The 19374-nt window shown below is 61.8% G+C and carries 20 protein-coding genes and 3 pseudogenes; 18 read left to right on the top strand and 5 right to left on the bottom strand.

Annotated features, from left to right (window positions below):
* The first annotated feature begins 15 nt into the window (after positions 1-15).
* The 4 genes and pseudogenes from hpt (at position 16) to ACFQAU_RS14990 (ending at position 2186) form a co-directional block, all read left to right on the top strand.
* Positions 16-552: a hypoxanthine phosphoribosyltransferase gene (hpt, locus tag ACFQAU_RS15005; protein WP_067630594.1), complete on the top strand. Its 537-nt coding sequence runs from the start codon at positions 16-18 to the stop codon at positions 550-552.
* Positions 549-725, top strand: a complete 177-nt coding sequence (locus ACFQAU_RS15000) for a hypothetical protein (protein ID WP_165935520.1) — start codon at positions 549-551, stop codon at positions 723-725. Before hpt ends, ACFQAU_RS15000 begins: the two co-directional genes overlap by 4 nt.
* A gap of 92 nt (positions 726-817) precedes the next feature.
* On the top strand, positions 818-1297 hold the full coding sequence (locus ACFQAU_RS14995) for a c-type cytochrome (RefSeq protein WP_165935519.1): 480 nt from the start codon (positions 818-820) through the stop codon (positions 1295-1297).
* A gap of 3 nt (positions 1298-1300) precedes the next feature.
* Positions 1301-2186 (top strand): annotated as a pseudogene (locus ACFQAU_RS14990) (c-type cytochrome).
* Between the two features lie 22 nt (positions 2187-2208).
* Here ACFQAU_RS14990 and lipA read toward each other — a convergent pair.
* The gene (gene lipA, locus ACFQAU_RS14985; RefSeq protein WP_120351181.1) at positions 2209-3162 is read right to left on the bottom strand and encodes a lipoyl synthase; all 954 of its coding nucleotides are present in this window, start codon (positions 3160-3162) and stop codon (positions 2209-2211) included.
* A 242-nt stretch (positions 3163-3404) separates the two neighbouring features.
* Here lipA and ACFQAU_RS14980 point away from each other — a divergent pair, with 242 nt between their 5' ends.
* Entirely contained in the window at positions 3405-3953 is a 549-nt protein-coding gene (locus ACFQAU_RS14980; RefSeq protein ID WP_120351182.1) for a peroxiredoxin, read from the top strand.
* A 67-nt stretch (positions 3954-4020) separates the two neighbouring features.
* On the opposite strand, the gene ACFQAU_RS14975 is transcribed toward ACFQAU_RS14980, so the two are convergent.
* Both ACFQAU_RS14975 and ACFQAU_RS14970 read right to left on the bottom strand, forming a co-directional pair.
* Positions 4021-4794, bottom strand: a complete 774-nt coding sequence (locus tag ACFQAU_RS14975; RefSeq protein WP_386283208.1) for a hydrogen peroxide-inducible genes activator — start codon at positions 4792-4794, stop codon at positions 4021-4023.
* Positions 4791-4937, bottom strand: a complete 147-nt coding sequence (locus ACFQAU_RS14970; protein ID WP_386283204.1) for a LysR family transcriptional regulator — start codon at positions 4935-4937, stop codon at positions 4791-4793. Before ACFQAU_RS14970 ends, ACFQAU_RS14975 begins: the two co-directional genes overlap by 4 nt.
* 95 nt (positions 4938-5032) lie before the next feature.
* On the opposite strand from ACFQAU_RS14970, the gene ACFQAU_RS14965 reads away from it, so the two are divergent.
* A complete protein-coding gene (locus ACFQAU_RS14965; protein ID WP_067942670.1) occupies positions 5033-6529 on the top strand; it encodes a catalase in 1497 nt (498 codons plus the stop codon).
* A gap of 41 nt (positions 6530-6570) precedes the next feature.
* Here the strand turns inward: ACFQAU_RS14965 and ACFQAU_RS14960 are convergent, their stop codons facing one another.
* On the bottom strand, positions 6571-7458 hold the full coding sequence (locus ACFQAU_RS14960) for a DUF6456 domain-containing protein (protein WP_386283201.1): 888 nt from the start codon (positions 7456-7458) through the stop codon (positions 6571-6573).
* A gap of 478 nt (positions 7459-7936) precedes the next feature.
* Between ACFQAU_RS14960 and ACFQAU_RS14955 the strand changes: the two genes are divergently transcribed.
* Positions 7937-8233, top strand: a complete 297-nt coding sequence (locus ACFQAU_RS14955) for a DUF6477 family protein (protein ID WP_132443307.1) — start codon at positions 7937-7939, stop codon at positions 8231-8233.
* 35 nt (positions 8234-8268) lie between these two features.
* On the opposite strand, the pseudogene ACFQAU_RS14950 reads toward ACFQAU_RS14955, so the two are convergent.
* Positions 8269-9803: pseudogene (locus tag ACFQAU_RS14950) on the bottom strand (trimethylamine methyltransferase family protein).
* Between the two features lie 199 nt (positions 9804-10002).
* Between ACFQAU_RS14950 and guaA the strand changes: the two are divergent.
* The 11 genes and pseudogenes from guaA (at position 10003) to ACFQAU_RS14895 (ending at position 19367) form a co-directional block, all read left to right on the top strand.
* Positions 10003-11565, top strand: coding sequence for a glutamine-hydrolyzing GMP synthase (gene guaA, locus ACFQAU_RS14945; protein ID WP_120351187.1), 1563 nt, complete (start codon positions 10003-10005; stop codon positions 11563-11565).
* A gap of 2 nt (positions 11566-11567) precedes the next feature.
* Entirely contained in the window at positions 11568-11909 is a 342-nt protein-coding gene (locus ACFQAU_RS14940) for a putative quinol monooxygenase (protein WP_165935518.1), read from the top strand.
* On the top strand, positions 11906-12775 hold the full coding sequence (locus ACFQAU_RS14935) for a DMT family transporter (RefSeq protein WP_132443305.1): 870 nt from the start codon (positions 11906-11908) through the stop codon (positions 12773-12775). Before ACFQAU_RS14940 ends, ACFQAU_RS14935 begins: the two co-directional genes overlap by 4 nt.
* A 121-nt stretch (positions 12776-12896) precedes the next feature.
* Positions 12897-13985, top strand: coding sequence for an OmpP1/FadL family transporter (locus ACFQAU_RS14930; RefSeq protein ID WP_132443304.1), 1089 nt, complete (start codon positions 12897-12899; stop codon positions 13983-13985).
* A gap of 111 nt (positions 13986-14096) precedes the next feature.
* The gene (locus tag ACFQAU_RS14925; RefSeq protein WP_132443303.1) at positions 14097-15029 is read left to right on the top strand and encodes a DMT family transporter; all 933 of its coding nucleotides are present in this window, start codon (positions 14097-14099) and stop codon (positions 15027-15029) included.
* 12 nt (positions 15030-15041) lie between these two features.
* Positions 15042-15902: an ATPase gene (locus ACFQAU_RS14920; RefSeq protein ID WP_132443302.1), complete on the top strand. Its 861-nt coding sequence runs from the start codon at positions 15042-15044 to the stop codon at positions 15900-15902.
* Between the two features lie 56 nt (positions 15903-15958).
* A pseudogene (gene metA / locus ACFQAU_RS14915) lies at positions 15959-16875 on the top strand (homoserine O-acetyltransferase MetA).
* Entirely contained in the window at positions 16865-17548 is a 684-nt protein-coding gene (locus ACFQAU_RS14910) for an alpha/beta fold hydrolase (protein WP_386283190.1), read from the top strand. The pseudogene metA and the gene ACFQAU_RS14910 overlap by 11 nt, the downstream one beginning before the upstream one ends.
* The gene (locus tag ACFQAU_RS14905; RefSeq protein WP_386283186.1) at positions 17470-17838 is read left to right on the top strand and encodes an alpha/beta fold hydrolase; all 369 of its coding nucleotides are present in this window, start codon (positions 17470-17472) and stop codon (positions 17836-17838) included. The genes ACFQAU_RS14910 and ACFQAU_RS14905 overlap by 79 nt, the downstream gene beginning before the upstream one ends.
* Positions 17839-17887: 49 nt before the next feature.
* Positions 17888-18757 (top strand): polyphosphate kinase 2, encoded by an 870-nt coding sequence (gene ppk2 / locus ACFQAU_RS14900; protein ID WP_132443300.1) that lies wholly within the window; start codon positions 17888-17890, stop codon positions 18755-18757.
* Positions 18750-19367, top strand: a complete 618-nt coding sequence (locus ACFQAU_RS14895; RefSeq protein ID WP_067629863.1) for a TetR/AcrR family transcriptional regulator — start codon at positions 18750-18752, stop codon at positions 19365-19367. The genes ppk2 and ACFQAU_RS14895 overlap by 8 nt, the downstream gene beginning before the upstream one ends.
* Positions 19368-19374 lie beyond the last annotated feature (7 nt).

Genomic DNA, 19374 nt, shown 5'->3' with positions numbered 1-19374 from the left:
TTCAAGGGCAAAACCATGGCACACGGGCCTTATGTCATCGACGAAATGATCTCGGCCAAGGCCATCGCGGCGCGGATCGAGGATCTCTGCCGTGAGATCCATGACGAATTCAACGGCACCGATAAATTGGTCGTGGTCGGCCTGCTGCGCGGGTCTTTTGTGTTCATCGCCGATCTGGTGCGCGAATTGGACCTGCCGATCGAGGTCGATTTCCTCGAAGCGTCCAGCTATGGCGACGGCATGGAGAGCAGCCGGGAAGTGCGCATTCTCAAGGATTTGCGCGGCGCAATCGAAGGGCGCGACGTGCTGGTCGTCGAGGATATCGTCGACACCGGCCACACCCTGCACCATGTCACCAACCTGCTCCGCTCGCGCGAACCAGCGCGGCTGAAATCCATTGCCCTGCTCGACAAACCCACCCGGCGCGAAGTGGATTTGAAAGCGGATTGGACCGGCTTTGAAATCCCGGACGAATTCGTCGTGGGCTATGGCATCGACTTTGCCCAACGCAACCGCAACCTGCCTTTCATCGGGAAAGTTCGCTTTACGTGATGGACCCGCGGTGGCTGCTGCGGATGTCCCAATGGGCGCGCAATCCACCCTCGGGGAAACGGGTGATCGTGGTCTTTGCAATCATCGCGGCGGCCTTGGCCATCGGGTCGATCGAATGGCTGGGCTATTGGCCCGACTGGGCCACGGCAGAGCGTATCCCCCGCCGGTTCTAAGCCGAAGCGCGCCTGTATCCTGCTGATCACTTTTTTGTTTTTTGTGACCCGCCCCTCCCATGCTACGCTGCGGCAAGAAAAGGGAGATGACCATGTATTTGACCAAAAGCATTACTGCCATCGGCGTCAGCGCCGCATTGATCGCCACTGCCGGCTTCGCCGCTAACCACAGCGAAAAAGCCGCGAGTGACGCGGTGAACGCGCGCCATGCGCAGATGCAACTGATCGCCTACCACACCGGCATCTTGGGCGGGATGGCCAAGGGCGAGACGGACTATAACGCTGAAATGGCAACCGCTGCCGCCACCAACCTGCATGCCGCCGCGGGCTTTCAGCCCGGCACGCTTTGGCTTGAGGGCACTGAGCAAGGCGCCGTTGAAGGGTCCCGCGCCAAGGCCGAAATCTGGAGCGATTCTGAGGGGTTCAACGACGCCTTCATGGCGCTGGAGACCGCCAGCGCGGATATGATCGAGGCCGCAGGCACCGATCTTGACGCCCTGAAAGCGGGCATGGGTGCGGTGGGCAAGGCCTGCGGCGCCTGCCACGACGATTACCGCGGCCCCAAGAACTGATCCTTGCGCCCTATTGTCCCTGTACTGCTGGGCTGTGCCGTTCTCGGCGCGGCCCTTGGCTGGGTCGCAACCCGGCCCGATCCGCTTGAGCCGTCTTATGGCGCAGGTCTGACGCCTGACCCGGAAGCGGGGGCGCGGGTCTTTGCTGCCGGGGGCTGCGTTTCGTGCCATGCCGCCCCCGAGAGTGAGGGGGGAGATGCTGGTTCTGGCCGGTGGCCTGCCCTTCCCCAGCGATTTTGGCACCTTCCACGCGCCCAATATCTCGCCCGATGCATACCATGGCATCGGCGACTGGACCTTGCCAGAGTTTGCCCGCGCCGTGACGCGCGGCGTCTCGCCCGAAGGCCAGCACTACTACCCCGCCTTTCCCTATACGGCCTACCAACACCTCGCCCCGCAGGACGTGGTGAACCTCTTTGCCTATATGCAAACCCTGCCCGCTGCAGATGTCCCGAGCCTGCCGCATGAGGTGGGTTTTCCCTTCAACATCCGCCGGGGCCTCGGCGCGTGGAAGGTTATGTTCTTTGACGAAGATTTCGTGCTGGCCGATGCGTCAGACACACAGGTAGCGCGCGGGCGCTACCTTGTCGAAGGGCTGGCCCATTGCGGCGAATGCCACACGCCACGCAACGCCTTGGGCGGGTTAGAGCAGGACGCTTGGCTGACCGGCGCGCCGAACCCCTCGGGCAAGGGGCGCATTCCCGGCATCACGCCCGCACATCTTGAGTGGTCCAAGGCCGATCTGGTGGAATATTTCACCTCCGGCTTCACGCCAGAATGGGATAGCGCGGGCGGAGAGATGGCCGAGGTGGTCAGCAACCTTGCCCAACTCCCCGAAAGCGACCGCGAAGCGATTGCGGCCTACCTCAAAGCCCTGCCCGGCGGTTAACGCCGGGCGCGTCTTCCTAGGATTACGCGATACCCAGCTTGCGGTTCCGCGCCTCGCGCAGACGCGCGAAATCGTCGCCCGCGTGATAGCTCGACCGGGTCAGCGGCGTGGCGGAAACCATGAGGAAGCCCTTGCCGTAGGCCGCTTTTTCGTAGGAGGTGAATTCCTCCGGCGTGACAAAACGGTCCAGCGCGTGGTGCTTAGGCGTGGGCTGCAGATACTGGCCAATGGTCAGGAAATCGATGTCGGCGGCGCGCATGTCTTCCATCACCTGAATGACCGATTGCCGATCTTCGCCCAAGCCCACCATGATGCCAGATTTGGTGAACATCGACGGGTCCAGCTCCTTTACCCGCTGAAGCAGGCGGAGGGAGTGGAAGTAACGCGCGCCGGGGCGCACTTCGGGGTAGAGGCCCGGTACGGTTTCGAGGTTGTGGTTAAACACATCCGGCCGCGCTTCGACAACCTTTTCAAGGGCTTCGGGACCGCAACGGATGAAATCCGGTGTTAGAATTTCGATCGTCGTGTCGGGGCTGCGGTGGCGCACGGCGCGGATGGTCTGGGCGAAGTGCTCCGCCCCGCCATCTTCGATATCGTCGCGATCAACGCTCGTGATAACCACATGGTTCAACCCCAGCTTGGCGACAGCATCGGCCACGCGGCCCGGCTCGAACACATCCAAATCCTCAGGCGGCTTGCCGGTGGCGATGTTGCAGAAGGTACAGGCGCGGGTACAAACCTCGCCCATGATCATCATCGTGGCGTGCCCCTGAGACCAGCATTCGCCAACGTTGGGGCAACCCGCTTCTTCGCAGACCGTGGTCAGCTTGTTGTCACGCATGATGCGCGCCGTCTCGGCATAGCCCTTGCCGCCGGGCGCTTTGACCCTGATCCAGCTCGGTTTTTTTGGCTGGGCGTTGTCGGGCTTGCGCGCCTTTTCGGGGTGGCGCTGTTCGGGTATCTTCAGATCGCGCATCGGGGGCCTCTGATCATTGTGTCGAACCCTGTTTATCACAGTCCTTGACCCGATGACCACCTACAGCATGCGCACCCAAGACAAGGCTGCCATGCACCAGCGGCATCACCCCCGGCCAATGATTTAGTGCTTTGTTTTCTAAACGGAAAATTACAATGCAGTTGCAGCATTGCGAGAGTTGCTCAGGCTGCCTATATGGGCTACCAACCGACAAAGATTCCAATCCGAGAAAGAGAGACGCGATGAAACCCGGTATTCAAGTTCCCAACGTCACCTTCAAAACGCGCGTGCGCGACGAAAGCATCGAAGGCAACAACCCCTTCCGCTGGGAAGACAAAACCAGCGAAGACTTCTTCAAAGGCAAGCGCGTTGTTCTGTTCTCGCTCCCCGGTGCCTTCACGCCGACATGCAGCACCTACCAGCTGCCCGGTTTTGAGAACAACTTCGCAGCGTTCCAAGAGCATGGCATCGACGCGATCTATTGCCTGTCGGTCAACGACAGCTTTGTCATGAACAAGTGGAAAGAGATGCAGGGCGTCCAGAACATCGACGTGATCCCTGATGGGTCCGGCGAGTTCACCCGCCGCATGGGCATGTTGGTGGCCAAAGACAACCTCGGCTTCGGCGCGCGCAGCTGGCGCTATGCGGCGATCGTCAACGACGGTCAGATCGAAGCATGGTTCGAAGAGCCCGGCATCAGCGACAACCACGGCGATGACCCCTACGGTGTTTCCAGCCCCGAGACCCTGCTGGAATACCTCGAAAACCAGAAGCAGACCGAAGCGGCCTAAGCGCCCTTTGAGTGACCGGATCGGGCCATTTGGCCCGGTCCCTCTGACCCCGCTGCCCCGCCCGCGCCTAGTATGTCGCGCGTAGCTGCCCGGTCAGCCCTTCCCCCACATCTTTCAGCGTCTGGGCCAATTGCGCCGCCCAACCGCTGCCCGGCGTGCCCGCCCGGCGCACGAGCCCGATCTGCCGCGCTGGCTCCGGTGTGCCGAAACGGTGCAGCCGTAGGCCCGGCGCGGCATCAAGCTCGGTTTTGGCGGCGATCTCGGGCATCAAGGTCATGCCAAACCCCGCCTCCACCAGCCGCGATAGGGTTGCGAGAGACGAAGCGCCCGTGTGGATGCCCGCCTGCGTCCGGTCCCGCTGACAAACCTCTAGCGCTTGATCGGTCAGGCAGTGACCGTCTTCCAGCAGCATCAGCGGCGTGCGGGCCAGATCGGTCGGACGGACAACCGCCGCCCCCGCCATCCGCTCGGCGGAGCCCGCCAGCAGAAAGCGATCTTCGAACAGGGGCATTTCGGCCAGACCGGTTTCGCCTGTTGGCACCGCCATCACCGCCGCGTCCAGCGCCCCGGCCCGCAAATCGGCCAACAGCTGATCGGTCTGCGCCTCGCGCACCTCGACCCGCAGGGAAATATCCTGCGCGCGCAGGGCGGCCAGCACACCGGGCAAAAGATAGGGCGCCACCGTCGGGATCAGCCCAAGGTTCAAGGTGCCCGCCAGCCCCACCTGTTCGCGCGCCGTGGCTTCCAACAGTTTGGCGCGGCGCAAAATATCCTCGGCGCGGGTCAGCACCTCGCGGCCCAAGGGCGTCAGGACCGAGGCGCGGCTTTGCCGTTCGATCAACCGCCCCCCAGCGACTCCTCCAAGGTGCGGATCTGCACGGAAAGCGCAGGCTGAGAGATATTGCTGGCCTCCGCCGCCCGCCCGAAGTTGCCCAAAGTCGCCAGTGCGCGGAAATATTCAAGTTGCTTTAGGGTGAAGTTCATAACTTTTACCTATCGCAATTTTACAAAACTGCAATTGGAAATTATGGGCGAAATGGATCATCTTCCCCTCAGACAATAACCGAGGGGAACCCAAGATGAGCAAGCGTCTCACCACCACCGCCGGCGCGCCGATGCCGACCAATGAAACCAGCAAAACCGCCGGAAGCCGTGGCCCGGTCTTGCTGGACGATTACCAATTGATCGAAAAACTGGCCCATCAGAACCGCGAGCGCATCCCCGAGCGGGCCGTTCACGCCAAGGGCTGGGGCGCCGAAGGCACCTTTACCGTGACCCATGACATCAGCGAATACAGCTGTGCGGCGATCTTCTCCGAAGTGGGCAAGACCTGCGAAATCCTCTCGCGCTGGTCCACCGTGGCAGGCGAATTGGGTGCCGCCGACAGTGAGCGTGACGTGCGCGGATTCTCTGTGAAGTTCTACACCGAGGAAGGCAACTGGGACGTTGTGGGCAACAACACCCCGATCTTCTTTGTCCGCGATGCCTATAAATTCCCGGACTTCATCCGCACCCAGAAACGCCACCCGCGCACCAACCTGCGCTCGCCCGAGGCAATGTTCGACTTCTGGGCGGCTCAGCCCGAATGCGTGCACCAGGTGACCATCCTGATGTCGGACCGCGGCATTCCGGTGAACCCGATGCACATGCACGGCTACGGCAGCCACACCTATTCGATGTGGAACGCCAAGGGCGAGCGTCATTGGGTGAAGTTCCACTTCCGCTGCCAGCAGGAAATCCGCAACCGCACCAATGAAGACGCGGAAAAGCTAATCGGCTCGACCCGCGAGAACTTCCAAGAGGATCTCTTCAACGCGATCGAAGGCGGCGAATTCCCGAAATGGGAGCTGAATATCCAAGTCATGCCCGAGGCAGAGGCCGAGACCTGCGGCTTTAACCCCTTTGATCTGACCAAAGTCTGGCCGCATGCGGATTACCCGCTGATCCCGGTCGGTATGCTAGAGTTCAACCGCAACCCCGACAACTACTTCCAAAGCATCGAGAACGCCGCCTATTCGCCCTCGAACAAGGTGCCGGGCATCGGTTTCTCGCCCGATAAGATGTTGCAAGCGCGGGTCTTTTCCTATGCGGACGCGCACCGCTACCGTCTTGGCACGCATTACGAGGCGCTGCCCGCCAACGCGCCCAAGGCCGCGCCGATGCACCACTACCACAAGGACGGCTCCATGCGGTTCTTCCCCCAGCAGACCGGCCACCCGGATGCCTATTACGAGCCGAACCAATACGAAGAATCGGCCCGCCCTGATCCTTCGGTTCAGGAACCGCCGCTGCGCATTTCGGGCGATGCGGATCGCTATGTCCAAGAGGAGACGGATGCCGATTACGTCCAGCCGCGCAAGCTCTACACCGAGGTGTTCGATCAGGCGCAGCGTGACCGTCTGCATGAGAACATGGCCGGTGCCATGGCGCCCTGTTCGCAGCAGGTAAAAGAACGCTGGTATGCGGTGCTGGAAAAAGTGCACCCCGACTATGCCGCCGGCGTGCGTGACGCTTGTGAGAAAGACGAAGTGGCGATTTCGGTGACAGATGAGACGCCGACGAAGGTCGCAGACTGAAACAACCGGGGCGGCAGGATCATCACCCTGCCGCCCCTTCTTTATCCGATCATCGGGCCGCCCGGGCCTACGGTTTCGTCGTAGTGTCGTTTGAGCCGCATCAGCGCGATCCGCAGCACGATCTTGCCTGATCGCGCCGACCATCCCAACCGCTTTTCAGTGGTCTCCAACCCTTCCAGATAGCAGCAACAGCGCAGCACCACGTCCGACAGGCCGGGGCCGAGTTCGGCCATGGCATCTGCCACCCGCTTGCGCGCCTCTGCCGCGGCCATGCTGCCCGAGCCCTCACGCCGCCCGCTGGGTTTTGCGCCCGGCGTCAGGAAATGATCCCAATTTTGGGTCACCTCACCGCCCATCTGGGCCAGTTCGAAATCCTCACGCAGCCTTTCACCGGCATGGACCAGCCCCTCGTTCAGAAAAGGCGCACCGGATTTATCGCGCCGCCGAGCAAGCGCAGAGAGCGGGCTTTCCGATAGGCAATAGCGGCCTCGGCGCGGGACCGCATCGGCATCCGCGCCCTCTTCCGCCTCGGGGCCGCTGGCCAAGCCCAGAAACGCGGTCTGATCTTCGGCAAAGCCATGGGCGCCCGCGCCTTGGTCTTCTATCATCCGCCGCAGCGCAGCCCGCCCGGCGCTGGTGATGTGATAGCGCGTTACCCGGCCTGTGCTGCCGGGGGCGATCCAATCTTTCAGGGCCATCGCCTGCGCCACGGCGCTGTCCACCACAGCGGTGCGTGCGCCGGGGCCGGTGTCCGTCTCGCGCAGGACGACGGCCTTTTCCATGCCCTCGGCCACGGCGAGGATCGCGCCCGTCTCATGCAGGCGCCGAAGGACGCGCAGCGCCTCGGCGGCGAAAGTGTCTTCGTCAAGAAGGGGGTGGCGGGTTTGGTCATTGTCGCTGTCTTTCCTGCTGGGGGGCCAGCAGTACAATCCAAAGCGCGCCGCACCGCCCCGAGCCTGCGCAGGGCGGCATCCACCAGCGGATCGTCGCGCCTTGTCTCAATACGGCGGATTTGACGCATGATGGTCGAGGCATGGCAGCCAGCTTGGCGTGCCAAGGCCCGGATCGGTGCGCCGGTCTCCGTATGTGCGAGGTAATGCAGGGCTCCGTGCGGCACCCATCCCGGCAGGACGGTCTGTTGGATTTGGTGATGCGCCTTCAATTGACTGCCACTTCCATTTTGGCGGGTCCCCAAGCCGGAGAGTTATCCCCAGAGTTATTCACAACCTATGGATGTTTTGGTTACCCGTTGGTTAAAATCGTCGCATTTGGCAATGATTGTTTCCAAAAGGTAAACAGCACCGGTATGCGCCGTGCGCCGCGAAGCCATGACACGCAACACCCGGAAAGGTTGTGCCATGCTTCGATGATCCGGGGTGATTCACCCCCGTTCACCGGAGAGTTGTGATGCAAGATCTACTGACCATGCTGCAAAGACTTCACCGCCCGCGCCTGTTGATGCGCGCCGCCCGTATCGGAGCCGAGGATTACCGGCGCGGCACCCATCTGCCTCGCATATTGGGCTTTGGCATGCTGCCGCGCCACGGCACGGCGCTGATCAAACTGATCGAGATAGAGGCCGAGTTGGACACCCAGCGCGAGACGGCAGATGCAAGCTATAGCCTGATCCGGCATGTGGATGTGCTGATCGCCATGGTCGGCGAAGCGCGCTTTCTGAGAGCCGCGCAGAGCCCCAGCGCGTAGAGGCCGCGGCGGGGGAACGCCCCCGCAGTCCCATTTTAGGTAAAGCTATCCGGCTCCGCTGCCTTGCGGGTCGCGACAAAGGCATCAAGCGCCTCGCGAATGGCCGGATCAAGCGCGGGTTGCTGATAATCGGCGAGCATCTTTTCGACCCGTGCGGTGGCAAGGGTCTGTGTATCGCGCGCCCCCTCATCCGACCATGTCTCGAAGGGTTTGTAATCCAGCAGGTCGGATTTCCAAAACGCCTCGCGGAAGTTGTTCTGTGTATGGGCGCAACCGAGGTAATGCCCCCCGGCCCGACTTCGCGGATTGCGTCCATGGCCTGCGCGTTCTCGTCCATCTCTACCCCGCGGGCGAGGTGATGCAGCGTGCCCAGTTGATCGGCATCCATGACGAACTTCTCGAAAGAAGACACAAGCCCCCTTCCAGCCAGCCACAGGCGTGCAGCATGAAGTTCACCCCAGCCAGAAGCCCCATGTTCAGACTGTTGGAGGTCTCATAGGCCGCCTGCGCATCGGGCAGTTTCGAGCCATTGAAAGACCCGGCGCTCCGGTAAGGCAGGTTCAGCCTGCGGGCCAGTTGCCCAGCGCCATAGGTGATATGCGCAGCCTCAGGCGTGCCGAATGTGGGCGCACCACTGTTCATGTCGATGGAGGTCACGAAAGCCCCCATGATCACAGGCGCACCGGGGCGGACGAGCTGGCTATAGGCGATCCCTGCCAAAGTCTCGGCCAAGACCTGCGTCAATGTCCCTGCGACACTCACCGGGGCCATCGCTCCCCCAACGATAAACGGCGAAATGATGCAGGCCTGATTGTTCTCGGCATACACCTTGAGCGCCCCCATCATCACATCGTCGAATGTCATCGGCGAGTTGATGTTGATGAGCGAGGTCATCACCGTGTTTTCCTGCACGAAGTCCTTACCAAAAAGGATGCCGCACATATCGACACTGTCCTGCGCGCGCGACGGCTCGGTCACCGACCCCATGAAGGGTTTGTCGCTGAGCGTCATATGGGCATGCAGCATATCGAGGTGGCGTTTGTTCACCGGGATGTCGGTCGGCTCACATACCGTCCCCCCGAGTGATGCAGCCATTTCGACATATAGCCGAGCTTCACGAACTTCTGGAAATCCGCCAGCGTGGCATAGCGGCGCCCCCTGCGGCATCGCGCACGAAGGGCGGCCCATAGACCGGGGCGAGGACAAGGCTCTTGCCTCCAATCACCACATCCCGCTCGCGGTTGCGCGCCACTTGGGTGATCGTCGAGGGGGCGGTAGAGCACAGCTTGCGCGCTAGCCCCCGTGGAATACGCACCCGTTCCCCCTGCACATCGGCCCCGGCGTCACGCCACAGTGCCAGCGCATCGGGGTTGTCGGGAAAGTTCACACCGATCTCTTCCAGCACCGTGTCGGCGTTATGCTCGATAATCTCCAGCGCTTCTTCGGTCAGCACTTCGAAGTTCGGGATGTTCCGCTCGATATAGCGCGCTGTCTCGAATGAGACGGCCGTGCGTGCCGCGCGCCGTGCCGCACCTCCGCCGCCGCGTGCCCGTCGTGCTGATTCCGCCATTGCTCTATCCTTCCCGCAACTCTTGGCCTGTGCCTACCCCATTCCCAAGTGCCCCTTCGCGCGGATAACGCCCTCTAGCGGCAAAAAGCGACATCGCGTGCCGTCCTCGCGCCACTTGCGCGAATTAAACGCGACAGGGCTGCGTCTTCGGCCCGCTAGAGACTTGCCAGAGCGCGCCCACGGGCCTAATCACGGCCCCATGACAGATATCACCCATGACCGCCTTCTCATCATCGACTTCGGCAGCCAGGTCACGCAGCTTATCGCGCGTCGCCTGCGGGAGCTGAACGTCTTTTGCGAAATCCACCCGTTCAACACGGTGGACGAAGCCTTCCTCAAGGAATTCGCGCCTAAGGCGGTGATCCTGTCGGGCGGCCCGTCCTCTGTGTTTGCCGAAGGCGCACCGCGTCCGCCGCAGGCTGTGTTTGAACTGGGCGTGCCGATCTTGGGCATCTGCTATGGCCAACAGGTCATGATGCATTGCCTTGGCGGCCATGTGGAGCGCGGTCACGGCACCGCCGAATTTGGACGGGCTTTCGTAACCCCCACAGGCCAACAGCTTGATCTGCTGGAGGGTTGGTTTGCCACCGACCGCGAACAGGTCTGGATGAGCCACGGCGACCACGTCAGCAAGATCGCTCCGGGGTTCGAGGTCTATGGCACCTCCCCCAACGCGCCTTTCGCCATTACCGCGGATGTTGAACGTCACTTCTACGCGGTGCAATTCCACCCCGAGGTGCACCACACGCCCAACGGCCCGCGCCTTTATGAGAACTTCGTGCGTCTGGCAGGGTTCAAAGGCGACTGGACCATGAGCGCCTACCGTGAGGAAGCCATTGCCGCGATCCGTGAGCAGGTTGGCGACCAGAAGGTGATCTGTGGCCTTTCCGGCGGCGTGGACTCCTCCGTCGCCGCCGTGCTGATCCACGAAGCCATCGGCGATCAGTTGACCTGCGTCTTCGTTGACCACGGTCTGCTGCGCAAGGGTGAGGCCGAAGAGGTCGTCACCATGTTCCGCGACCACTACAACATGCCGCTGATCCACGCTGACGAGCAAGAGTTGTTCTTGGGCGAGCTCGACGGTGTCTCGGACCCCGAGACCAAGCGCAAGATCATCGGCAAGCTCTTTATCGATGTGTTCCAGAAACACGCAAAAGACGTGGGCGATGCGACTTTCTTGGCCCAAGGCACGCTCTACCCCGATGTGATCGAAAGCGTCTCCTTCTCCGGCGGCCCTTCGGTCACCATCAAGAGCCACCACAATGTCGGTGGCCTGCCCGAAAAGATGGGCCTCAAACTGGTCGAGCCGCTGCGCGAGTTGTTCAAAGACGAAGTGCGCGAGCTGGGCCGTGAACTCGGGCTGCCGCCTTCGTTCATTGGCCGCCACCCCTTCCCCGGGCCGGGCCTTGCGATCCGCTGCCCCGGTGAGATCACCCGCGAGAAGCTGGCGATCCTGCGCGAGGCCGATGCGGTCTATATCGATCAGATCCGCCGCCATGGTCTCTATGACGATATCTGGCAAGCCTTCGTGGCGATCCTGCCTGTGCGTACCGTGGGCGTGATGGGCGATGGCCGGACCTATGACTTCGCCTGCGCCCTGCGCGCGGTGACCTCTGTGGACGGCATGACAGCGGACTACTATCCGTTCACCCATGACTTCCTTGGTGAAACCGCCACGCGGATCATCAACGAGGTACCGGGCATCAACCGCGTCACCTATGACATCACTTCGAAACCTCCGGGCACCATCGAGTGGGAATAAACATGAGGGTGGCCCTAACCGGCCACCTTCGCTGCGCGACCCGGGCCGAGGCGGACCGGGTGCGCGCGGAGCTTGACGCGCATCTGCGCCTCACCCGTGCCGAGCCGGGGTGTTTGCGCTTCGACGTGACGCCCACCGACGATCCCCTCCTGTGGCAGGTATCGGAACTTTTCACCGACCGCGCAGCCTTTGCGGCGCATCAGAACCGCACGGCGGCTTCAGACTGGGCAAGGCTCACCGCCGGGATCACACGCGACTACAAGATCACCGACACCCCGATCACCGACCGCCAAATCATCGGCGACGAGGCCAAGGGCGATGACCAATTGACCAACCCCACATGACCCCCACCGTCCGCGCTGCACTCTGGATGATCGGCTCCATCGGCTCTTTCTCGACCATGGCTGTGGCGGGGCGTGAACTCTCGGCACGGTTCGATACCTTTGAGGTGATGCTCTACCGCAGTGTGATCGGCGTGATCATCGTCCTGTCGCTCGCTTGGGCCACCGGGGCGTGGCGGCAGATCAACACCCGCAACTTTGGCCTACAACTTATCCGCAACCTCGCGCATTTCACCGGGCAGAACCTATGGTTCCTCGCCGTGTCGCTGATCCCGCTGGCGCAGGTCTTCGCGCTAGAGTTCACTTCACCGCTTTGGGTCATCGTTCTGTCGATCTTTCTGCTGGGCGAACGGTTGACCGCCACGCGGGCGCTGGCCGCCGTCATGGGGTTCATCGGCATTCTGATCGTCGCACGGCCTGATATTGGCAACCTCAACACCGGCATTCTGGCGGCGGCAGGCTGTGCGGTCTTCTTTGCCCTGACCAATGTGCTGACCAAGCGGCTGACGCGCACCCAAGGGATCACCACGATCCTATTCTACCTCACAACGCTGCAATTGATCTTTGGCCTGATCTCGGCGGGCTACGACGGCGATATCGCCGGACCTACTGTTGAGACGATGCCATTTCTGCTGCTCGTCGGCGCCTGTGGGTTGCTTGCGCATTACTGTCTAACCAACGCGCTGAGCCTCGCCCCCGCGACCGTGGTGGTGCCGATTGATTTCGTCCGCCTTCCGGCGATCGCGGTCGTCGGGATGCTCCTCTATGCCGAAGCGCTCGATGTCTGGGTCTTCGTCGGGGCCGCGATCATTTTTGCGGGCAATTACCTCAACATCTGGTTTGAGACCCGCAAAGCACACCCCAAGTAATGTTTGCCCAGTTTTCAACCTGACCCAAGGTCAGTGATTGACGCAAACGGCAGCTATCCGCTTAGATCGTTTCTAACCTGTGCCGGGGAGGAACCGCACAGAAGTCTTGGGAGGAAAGCAAATGAAAACCTATTTCTTGGCAATTCCGGCACTGTTGGCATCTACGGCACTCGTTCACGCTGGCGGTATCGATCGGTCGGGCCAATCCATCAACGCCCTGTTTGAAAACGGGCGCTATGCCGAATTCAGCTTCGGGCATATCTCGCCCGACACGTCGGGCACCTCGGTTGCGGCGCTCGGCAGCCGCGATTCAGGCAATGCCACAGAAAGCTACATGCAGTTTGGCGCCGCCTATAAGGCAGACATCAACGACAAACTGTCCTATGCGATCATTTATGACCAGCCCTTTGGCGCTGACATCGATTACCCCACGGGCACCGGCTACTACGCCGCAGGCGCGCAGGCTGATCTTGACGCGCACGCTCTGACCGGCCTGCTGCGCTACCGGATGAACGACAACTTCAGCGTTCACGGTGGTCTGCGTGTGCAAACCATCGAAGCCACGGCAGCTGTCCCCTTCGTGGGCGGCTATACGGTTGATGGGGATCGCGACACAGGCGTCGGCTATGTCGCTGGTGTCGCCTATGAGCGCCCCGACATCGCCATGCGCGTGGCGCTGACCTATAACTCCAAGGTCGACCATGACGTTGACACCACCGAGTTCGGCGCAGTCATGAGCACAACCGAAATCGAAACGCCGCAGTCGGTTAACCTCGATTTCCAGACCGGCATCGCGGCTGACACGCTGCTTTTTGGTGGCATCCGCTGGGTTGATTGGTCGTCCTTCGATATTTCTCCGGCTGCCTATGCTGGCGCCACGGGCGGGGCCTCCCTCGTGAGCTATGAGAACGATGTTTTCACCTACTCGCTGGGTGTGGGCCGTCGTCTGAATGACAACTGGTCGGTCTCTGCTTCCGTCGGCTATGAGAAGTCCGAAGGCGGCTTTGCCTCCAACCTCGGCCCGACCGATGGCAACAAGAGCCTCGCGCTGGCCGCCGTCTATACCCGCGACAATATGAGAATCACCACCGGCGTGCGCTACGTCAACATCGGTGACGCAGAGACGGCCATTCCGGGCTTTGCCCCGGCAGCGGAATTCGAAGACAACGATGCCGTGGCCTTTGGTGTCAAAGTGGGTTTCACCTTCTAATCCACACCAGAACCGTTGAGATCACGCCGCCCGAACCCCTCGGGCGGCGTTTTTTATGCATGCGCATCTTTCGGGTCGTGCCGATCAATGGAACGGCCTAAACCCGAGGTCATGATCACACAAAAAACCATTCCCCCGCGTGCTTGGATCGAAATGGGCTTTCTCGCTCTGCTTTGGGGCGCGTCCTTTGTCGCCGTGCGGGTGGCACTGGATGAGATCGGGCCGCTGACCTCGGTTGCGCATCGGGTGTTCTGGGCGATGCTGGTGCTTTGGGGCGCGGTCGCCGTTATGCGCCTGCCGCTGCCGCGCGACCCGCGAATCTGGGCGGCCTTCCTGCTGATGGGGCTGTTGAATAATGTGATCCCCTTCTCGCTGATGGCATGGGGGCAATTGCATATCCCCTCTGGCCTGACCTCAATCCTCAATGCCGCCACGGCGATCTTTGGCGTGCTGGCCGCCGCGATCTTTCTCGCGGATGAGCGCATCACCCCGCGCAAGGCGATTGGCGTCTGCCTTGGCTTTGCCGGGGTCAGCACCGCCATCGGGCTGGAAAACCTCACGAATTTCGACCTCGGCAGCCTTGCGCAGCTTGCCGTGCTGGGCGGGGCGATGTCCTATGCCATGGCGGGTGTCTGCGCGCGCAAACTGCTGCCGGGCCAACCGCCGCAACTGGCCGCCGCCGGGATGCTGACAGGGGCCACGCTGGTCATGCTGCCGCTGGCATGGGCCGTCGAAGGACCGCTGACGCTCGACCTTGCCCCGGCCACGCTCATGGCCATTGCCTATTACGCGCTGGCTGCCACGGCGCTGGCCTATCTGCTCTATTACCGCGTGCTGGGCATGGCGGGCAGCAGCAACCTGATGCTGGTCACGCTGCTGGTCGCACCCGTCGCGATCCTGCTGGGCGCATGGCTGCGCGATGAAACCCTGCGCCCTGCCGCCTACAGCGGCTTTGCCCTTCTGGCGCTTGGGCTTTTGGTGCTGGATGGCCGCATCTGGCGTCTGGTCAAACACTGGGGTACTCAGGGGAAACGAAGCACTTAACCTTGGTGATACATGCTCTACCCCACGGCTGACGACTGGCGCGCCGCGCCGCGCCGCAAAGTTCTGATCTTCGGCATGTCGGGCTTGGGCAAAACCCATCTGTCCAGCCTGCTGCGCGCCAGCGGGGATTGGTTTCACTACTCCATCGATTACCGTATCGGCACCCGCTATCTGGGCGAACTGATCGCCGACAACGCCAAAGCCGAGGCGATGAAGGTGCCGTTTCTACGTGATCTGCTGCTCAGCGATAGCATCTACATCGGCTCAAACATCACCTTCGACAATCTATCGCCCGTGGCCACGTGGCTCGGCAAACCCGGCGATCCCGCGCGCGGCGGACTGCCGATGGCGGACTATGCGACGCGCCAAGAGGCGTTCCGCCGGGCCGAGATCAGCGCGCTGCAAGACACCGCCTATTTCGCCAACCGCGCCGAAGCGCTCTACGGCTATCCGCATTTCATCTGTGACACCGGTGGCTCGATCTGCGAATGGGTCGACCCCGAAGACCCGAACGACCCGCTGTTGCAACAGCTCTCGCAAGAATGCCTGCTGGTCTGGATCAAGGGCGATGAGGCCCATACCGAAGAACTGATCCGCCGCTTCGACAAAGCCCCCAAGCCGATGGCCTACCAGCCTGAATTCCTCGCGCGTGCGTGGGCCGACTATCTTGCGGAAAAGAATATCCGCGAAGACGCCGTGAACCCCGATGATTTCATCCGCTGGACCTATGCCGCCGCGCTGTCGCACCGCCAGCCGCGCTATGCTGCGATGTCGAAATGGGGCGTCACGATCACCCCTGCCGACATCGACACACTAAAAGCTCCCGAAGACTTTACCGATCTTATCGCCCGCCACCTACCCTCGGGCGGTTGAACCCACCACGCCCAAGATTACCTGACTGCTCTGGCTACCCCTGAAAGACCTGTCTCATGCCCATCAAGATCCCCTCCCGCCTGCCCGCCTTCGACGTTCTGCGCAACGAAGGGGTCATGGTGCTGGACGAGGAACTGGCGTCCCGACAGGACATTCGCCCGCTTCGCATCGCCCTGCTGAACCTGATGCCCAAGAAAATCCAAACGGAGAACCAGTTCGCCCGTCTGATCGGCGCAACGCCTCTTCAGATTGAACTCAGCCTCATCCGCATGTCCGACCACCAAGCCCGCAATACGGCAGCAGAGCATATGGAAAGCTTCTACCGCCCCTTCGAGGAAATGAAGGCCGAGAAATTCGACGGGCTGATCATCACCGGCGCACCGATTGAGCATCTTGAGTTTAACGAGGTGACCTATTGGGACGAGTTGGGCGAAGTGATGGAATGGACCCAGACCAACATCCACTCCACCTTTGGCGTCTGCTGGGGGGCATGGCGATGATCAACCATTTCCATGGGGTTAAGAAACACATCCTGCCCGAGAAAGCCTTCGGCTGTTTCCGCCACCGCAACCTCGCGCCCGCCTCGCCGTATCTGCGCGGGTTCTCGGATGATTGCACCGTGCCCGTCTCTCGCTGGACCGAGATGCGCCAAGACGAAGTGAACACGCACGCGGGCCTCACCACGCTTTTGGGTAGCGATGAAGTCGGCCCCTGCCTGATCGAAGACCCCGCGCACCGCGCGCTCTATGTCTTTAACCATTTCGAATACGACCGCGACACGCTGAAACAAGAGTATGACCGCGACGTTGAGAATGGCGTGCCGATCAACGTGCCCTGCAACTACTACCCCGAGGATGACCCATCGCGCACCCCGGTGAACCGCTGGCGCAGCCACGCGCATCTGCTTTACGGCAATTGGATCAACGAGATATACCAAACCACCCCCTTCGATATGAATGAGATTGGCCATTAAACTGTTGCTCTCCCTCCTTCTCGGGCTGGCGCTGCTGGTGGCGCTTGTCCAATGGCGCGCCGCACGACATGAGGCGCGGGCCGAGGCCAGCCACCCGCCCGAGGGCGAGATCATCACGGTGGATGGCCTGCCGGTCCATGCCAAGGTTATCGGCAGCGGGCCTGATCTGGTGCTGATCCATGGGGCCAGCGGCAACCTGCGTGATTTCACCATGGGGTTCGCGGAACGGCTGAGCGATCGCTACCGCGTCATTATGTTCGACCGCCCCGGCATGGGCTATACCGCCCGCCTCCCCGGCGCGCGTGGCGCGTGGAACCCGCTGGGGGAATCGCCCCAAGAACAGGCCGCGCTGCTGCAAAAGGCTGCCGACCAGCTTGGCGTCGAAAACCCCATCGTGTTGGGCCACTCCTTTGGCGGGGCCGTGGCGCTGGCCTGGGGGTGCAGCGGCCCAAAGACACCGCCGCGCTGGTGCTTGTCTCTGCGGTGTCAGAGCCATGGCCCGGTGGGCTGGGCTGGATTTACAACGTCAGCGCCTCGCGGCTTGGCGGTGCGCTTTTTATCCCCGCCGTCACCGCTTTCGTCCCCGAAGGCGTGGTGCAAAGCAGTGTTGAGGCGATCTTTGCCCCGCAGCCCGCGCCCGAGGGCTATGCCGAACATATCGGCACCGGGTTGACCCTACGCCGCAGCGCCAGCCGCGCCAACGCCCAGCAGGTGCACCAGCTTCGCCCCCATGTGGTTGAAATGGCCGCACAATATGACCGTCTGACCATGCCGGTTGAGATCATTCATGGCGATGCCGATACCATTGTGCCAATGCATATCCACGCCGAGGAATTGATCAAAGACATCCCCAACGGGGCCCTGACCCGGCTGCCCGGCATGGGCCATATGCCCCAACACACCGCGCCGCAGGCGGTCGTGGATGCCATCGACCGCGCCGCCGCCCGTGCGGGTTTGCGTTAATCACCTTAACATCCCATATTGAAACAAGAACAACCCGCAAGGAGCGCCCATGGACCTGCCCTTTGACGGCGCAATCAGCGCCTTTTACGAGAATGACGCCCCCGAGGACATTCGCCAAGCGATCCGCCGCTCCGACAAGGACGATATCCTTTCGCCCAGCTATCCGCATGACGAGCGTCTGTCGCGCAAAACCTATGAGCGCGACTATGAGCGGTTGCAGATCGAAATGGTCAAATTGCAATCTTGGGTGCGCGAAACGGGCCAGCGCGTCGTCATGGTGTTTGAGGGCCGCGACGCCGCCGGAAAAGGCGGCACGATCCGCCGTATGCGCGAGAACCTAAGCCCCCGTTCCGCCCGTGTCGTCGCCCTGTCGAAACCCACTGAGACGGAACAGGGCGAATGGTATTTTCAACGCTATATCAAACACTTGCCCACCGCGGGCGAGATGGTGTTTTATGACCGCTCTTGGTACAATCGCGGGGTGGTGGAAAAGGTTTTCGACTTTTGCACCCCCGCGCAACGGGCGCATTTCTTCGAACAAGTCACCCCGTTTGAGCAGATGCTCGTCGAAGATGGCATTCACTTAATCAAATTCTGGCTCAACGTGGGCCGGGCCGAGCAGTTGCGCCGCATGTTGTCGCGCGAATCCGATCCGTTGAAACAGTGGAAACTCAGCCCGATTGACGTGAAAGGCCTCTCGAAATGGGAGCAATACTCAACCGCCATCGAAGAGACCCTGTCGCGCAGCCATACCCCAGAAACCCCGTGGACGGTAATCCGCTCCGACGACAAACGCCGCGCCCGTCTGGCCGCGATGCGCCACCTGCTGCACCGTTTCGACTACCCCCAGAAAGACGCCAAGGCGATCGGCAAGGCGGACGATGAAATCTGCGGCGGACCGGAAATCTGGGATGCCTAAGCGCGGCTACCATCACGGCAACCTGCGCCAAGCCCTGATTGACGCGGCACTTGAGTTGATCGAGCAGCGCGGCCCCACGGGCTTCACGCTATCCGAAGCCGCCAAACGCGCAGGCGTCACCCCGGCTGCGGTCTATCGCCACTTCGAAGGCCGCGAAGACCTGATCGCCGAGGCCGCGCATCAAGGCTATGATATCTTTGCCGAATTGATGGAATTCGCTTACGAATCCGGCCAGCCCTCAGCCCTCAAAGCCTTCGAGGCCACGGGCCGCGCCTATCTGGCATTCGCGCGCAAATACCCCGGCCATTACATCGCCATGTTCGAATCCGGCATCTCGGTGAACCGCACCCCGGAACTGGCCCATGCCGCCAACCGCGCCAATGGCGTGCTGGAGCGCGCAGCATCCGACCTCAGCCAGCATATCCCGGCAGACAAACGCCCCCCAGCTTCGATGTTCTCGGCCCATATCTGGGCGATGAGCCACGGCGTGGTCGAACTTTTCGCCCGCAACTCCCCCGGTCGCGCGTCGCCCTTCCCAGCAGATGACCTGCTGGAAACCGGGATCGGGATTTACCTGCGCGGGCTGGGATTGGTCAGCCCCGACGAGTAAGGTTTAG

It is taken from the genome of Sulfitobacter profundi, assembly GCF_042661425.1.
GTDB lineage: Bacteria > Pseudomonadota > Alphaproteobacteria > Rhodobacterales > Rhodobacteraceae > Sulfitobacter > Sulfitobacter profundi.
This window is presented reverse-complemented; position numbering and strand designations above follow the sequence as displayed.

Excerpts from the sequence above, each read along its gene's own strand:
- hpt (WP_067630594.1), top strand. The coding sequence starts at position 16 with ATGGCACACGGGCCTTATGTCATCGACGAAATGATCTCGGCCAAGGCC.
- ACFQAU_RS14995 (WP_165935519.1), top strand. The coding sequence starts at position 818 with ATGTATTTGACCAAAAGCATTACTGCCATCGGCGTCAGCGCCGCATTG.
- lipA (WP_120351181.1), bottom strand. The coding sequence starts at position 3,162 with ATGCGCGATCTGAAGATACCCGAACAGCGCCACCCCGAAAAGGCGCGC.
- ACFQAU_RS14980 (WP_120351182.1), top strand. The coding sequence starts at position 3,405 with ATGAAACCCGGTATTCAAGTTCCCAACGTCACCTTCAAAACGCGCGTG.
- ACFQAU_RS14970 (WP_386283204.1), bottom strand. The coding sequence starts at position 4,937 with ATGAACTTCACCCTAAAGCAACTTGAATATTTCCGCGCACTGGCGACT.
- ACFQAU_RS14965 (WP_067942670.1), top strand. The coding sequence starts at position 5,033 with ATGAGCAAGCGTCTCACCACCACCGCCGGCGCGCCGATGCCGACCAAT.
- ACFQAU_RS14955 (WP_132443307.1), top strand. The coding sequence starts at position 7,937 with ATGCAAGATCTACTGACCATGCTGCAAAGACTTCACCGCCCGCGCCTG.
- guaA (WP_120351187.1), top strand. The coding sequence starts at position 10,003 with ATGACAGATATCACCCATGACCGCCTTCTCATCATCGACTTCGGCAGC.
- ACFQAU_RS14940 (WP_165935518.1), top strand. The coding sequence starts at position 11,568 with ATGAGGGTGGCCCTAACCGGCCACCTTCGCTGCGCGACCCGGGCCGAG.
- ACFQAU_RS14935 (WP_132443305.1), top strand. The coding sequence starts at position 11,906 with ATGACCCCCACCGTCCGCGCTGCACTCTGGATGATCGGCTCCATCGGC.
- ACFQAU_RS14930 (WP_132443304.1), top strand. The coding sequence starts at position 12,897 with ATGAAAACCTATTTCTTGGCAATTCCGGCACTGTTGGCATCTACGGCA.
- ACFQAU_RS14925 (WP_132443303.1), top strand. The coding sequence starts at position 14,097 with ATGATCACACAAAAAACCATTCCCCCGCGTGCTTGGATCGAAATGGGC.
- ACFQAU_RS14920 (WP_132443302.1), top strand. The coding sequence starts at position 15,042 with ATGCTCTACCCCACGGCTGACGACTGGCGCGCCGCGCCGCGCCGCAAA.
- ppk2 (WP_132443300.1), top strand. The coding sequence starts at position 17,888 with ATGGACCTGCCCTTTGACGGCGCAATCAGCGCCTTTTACGAGAATGAC.
- ACFQAU_RS14895 (WP_067629863.1), top strand. The coding sequence starts at position 18,750 with ATGCCTAAGCGCGGCTACCATCACGGCAACCTGCGCCAAGCCCTGATT.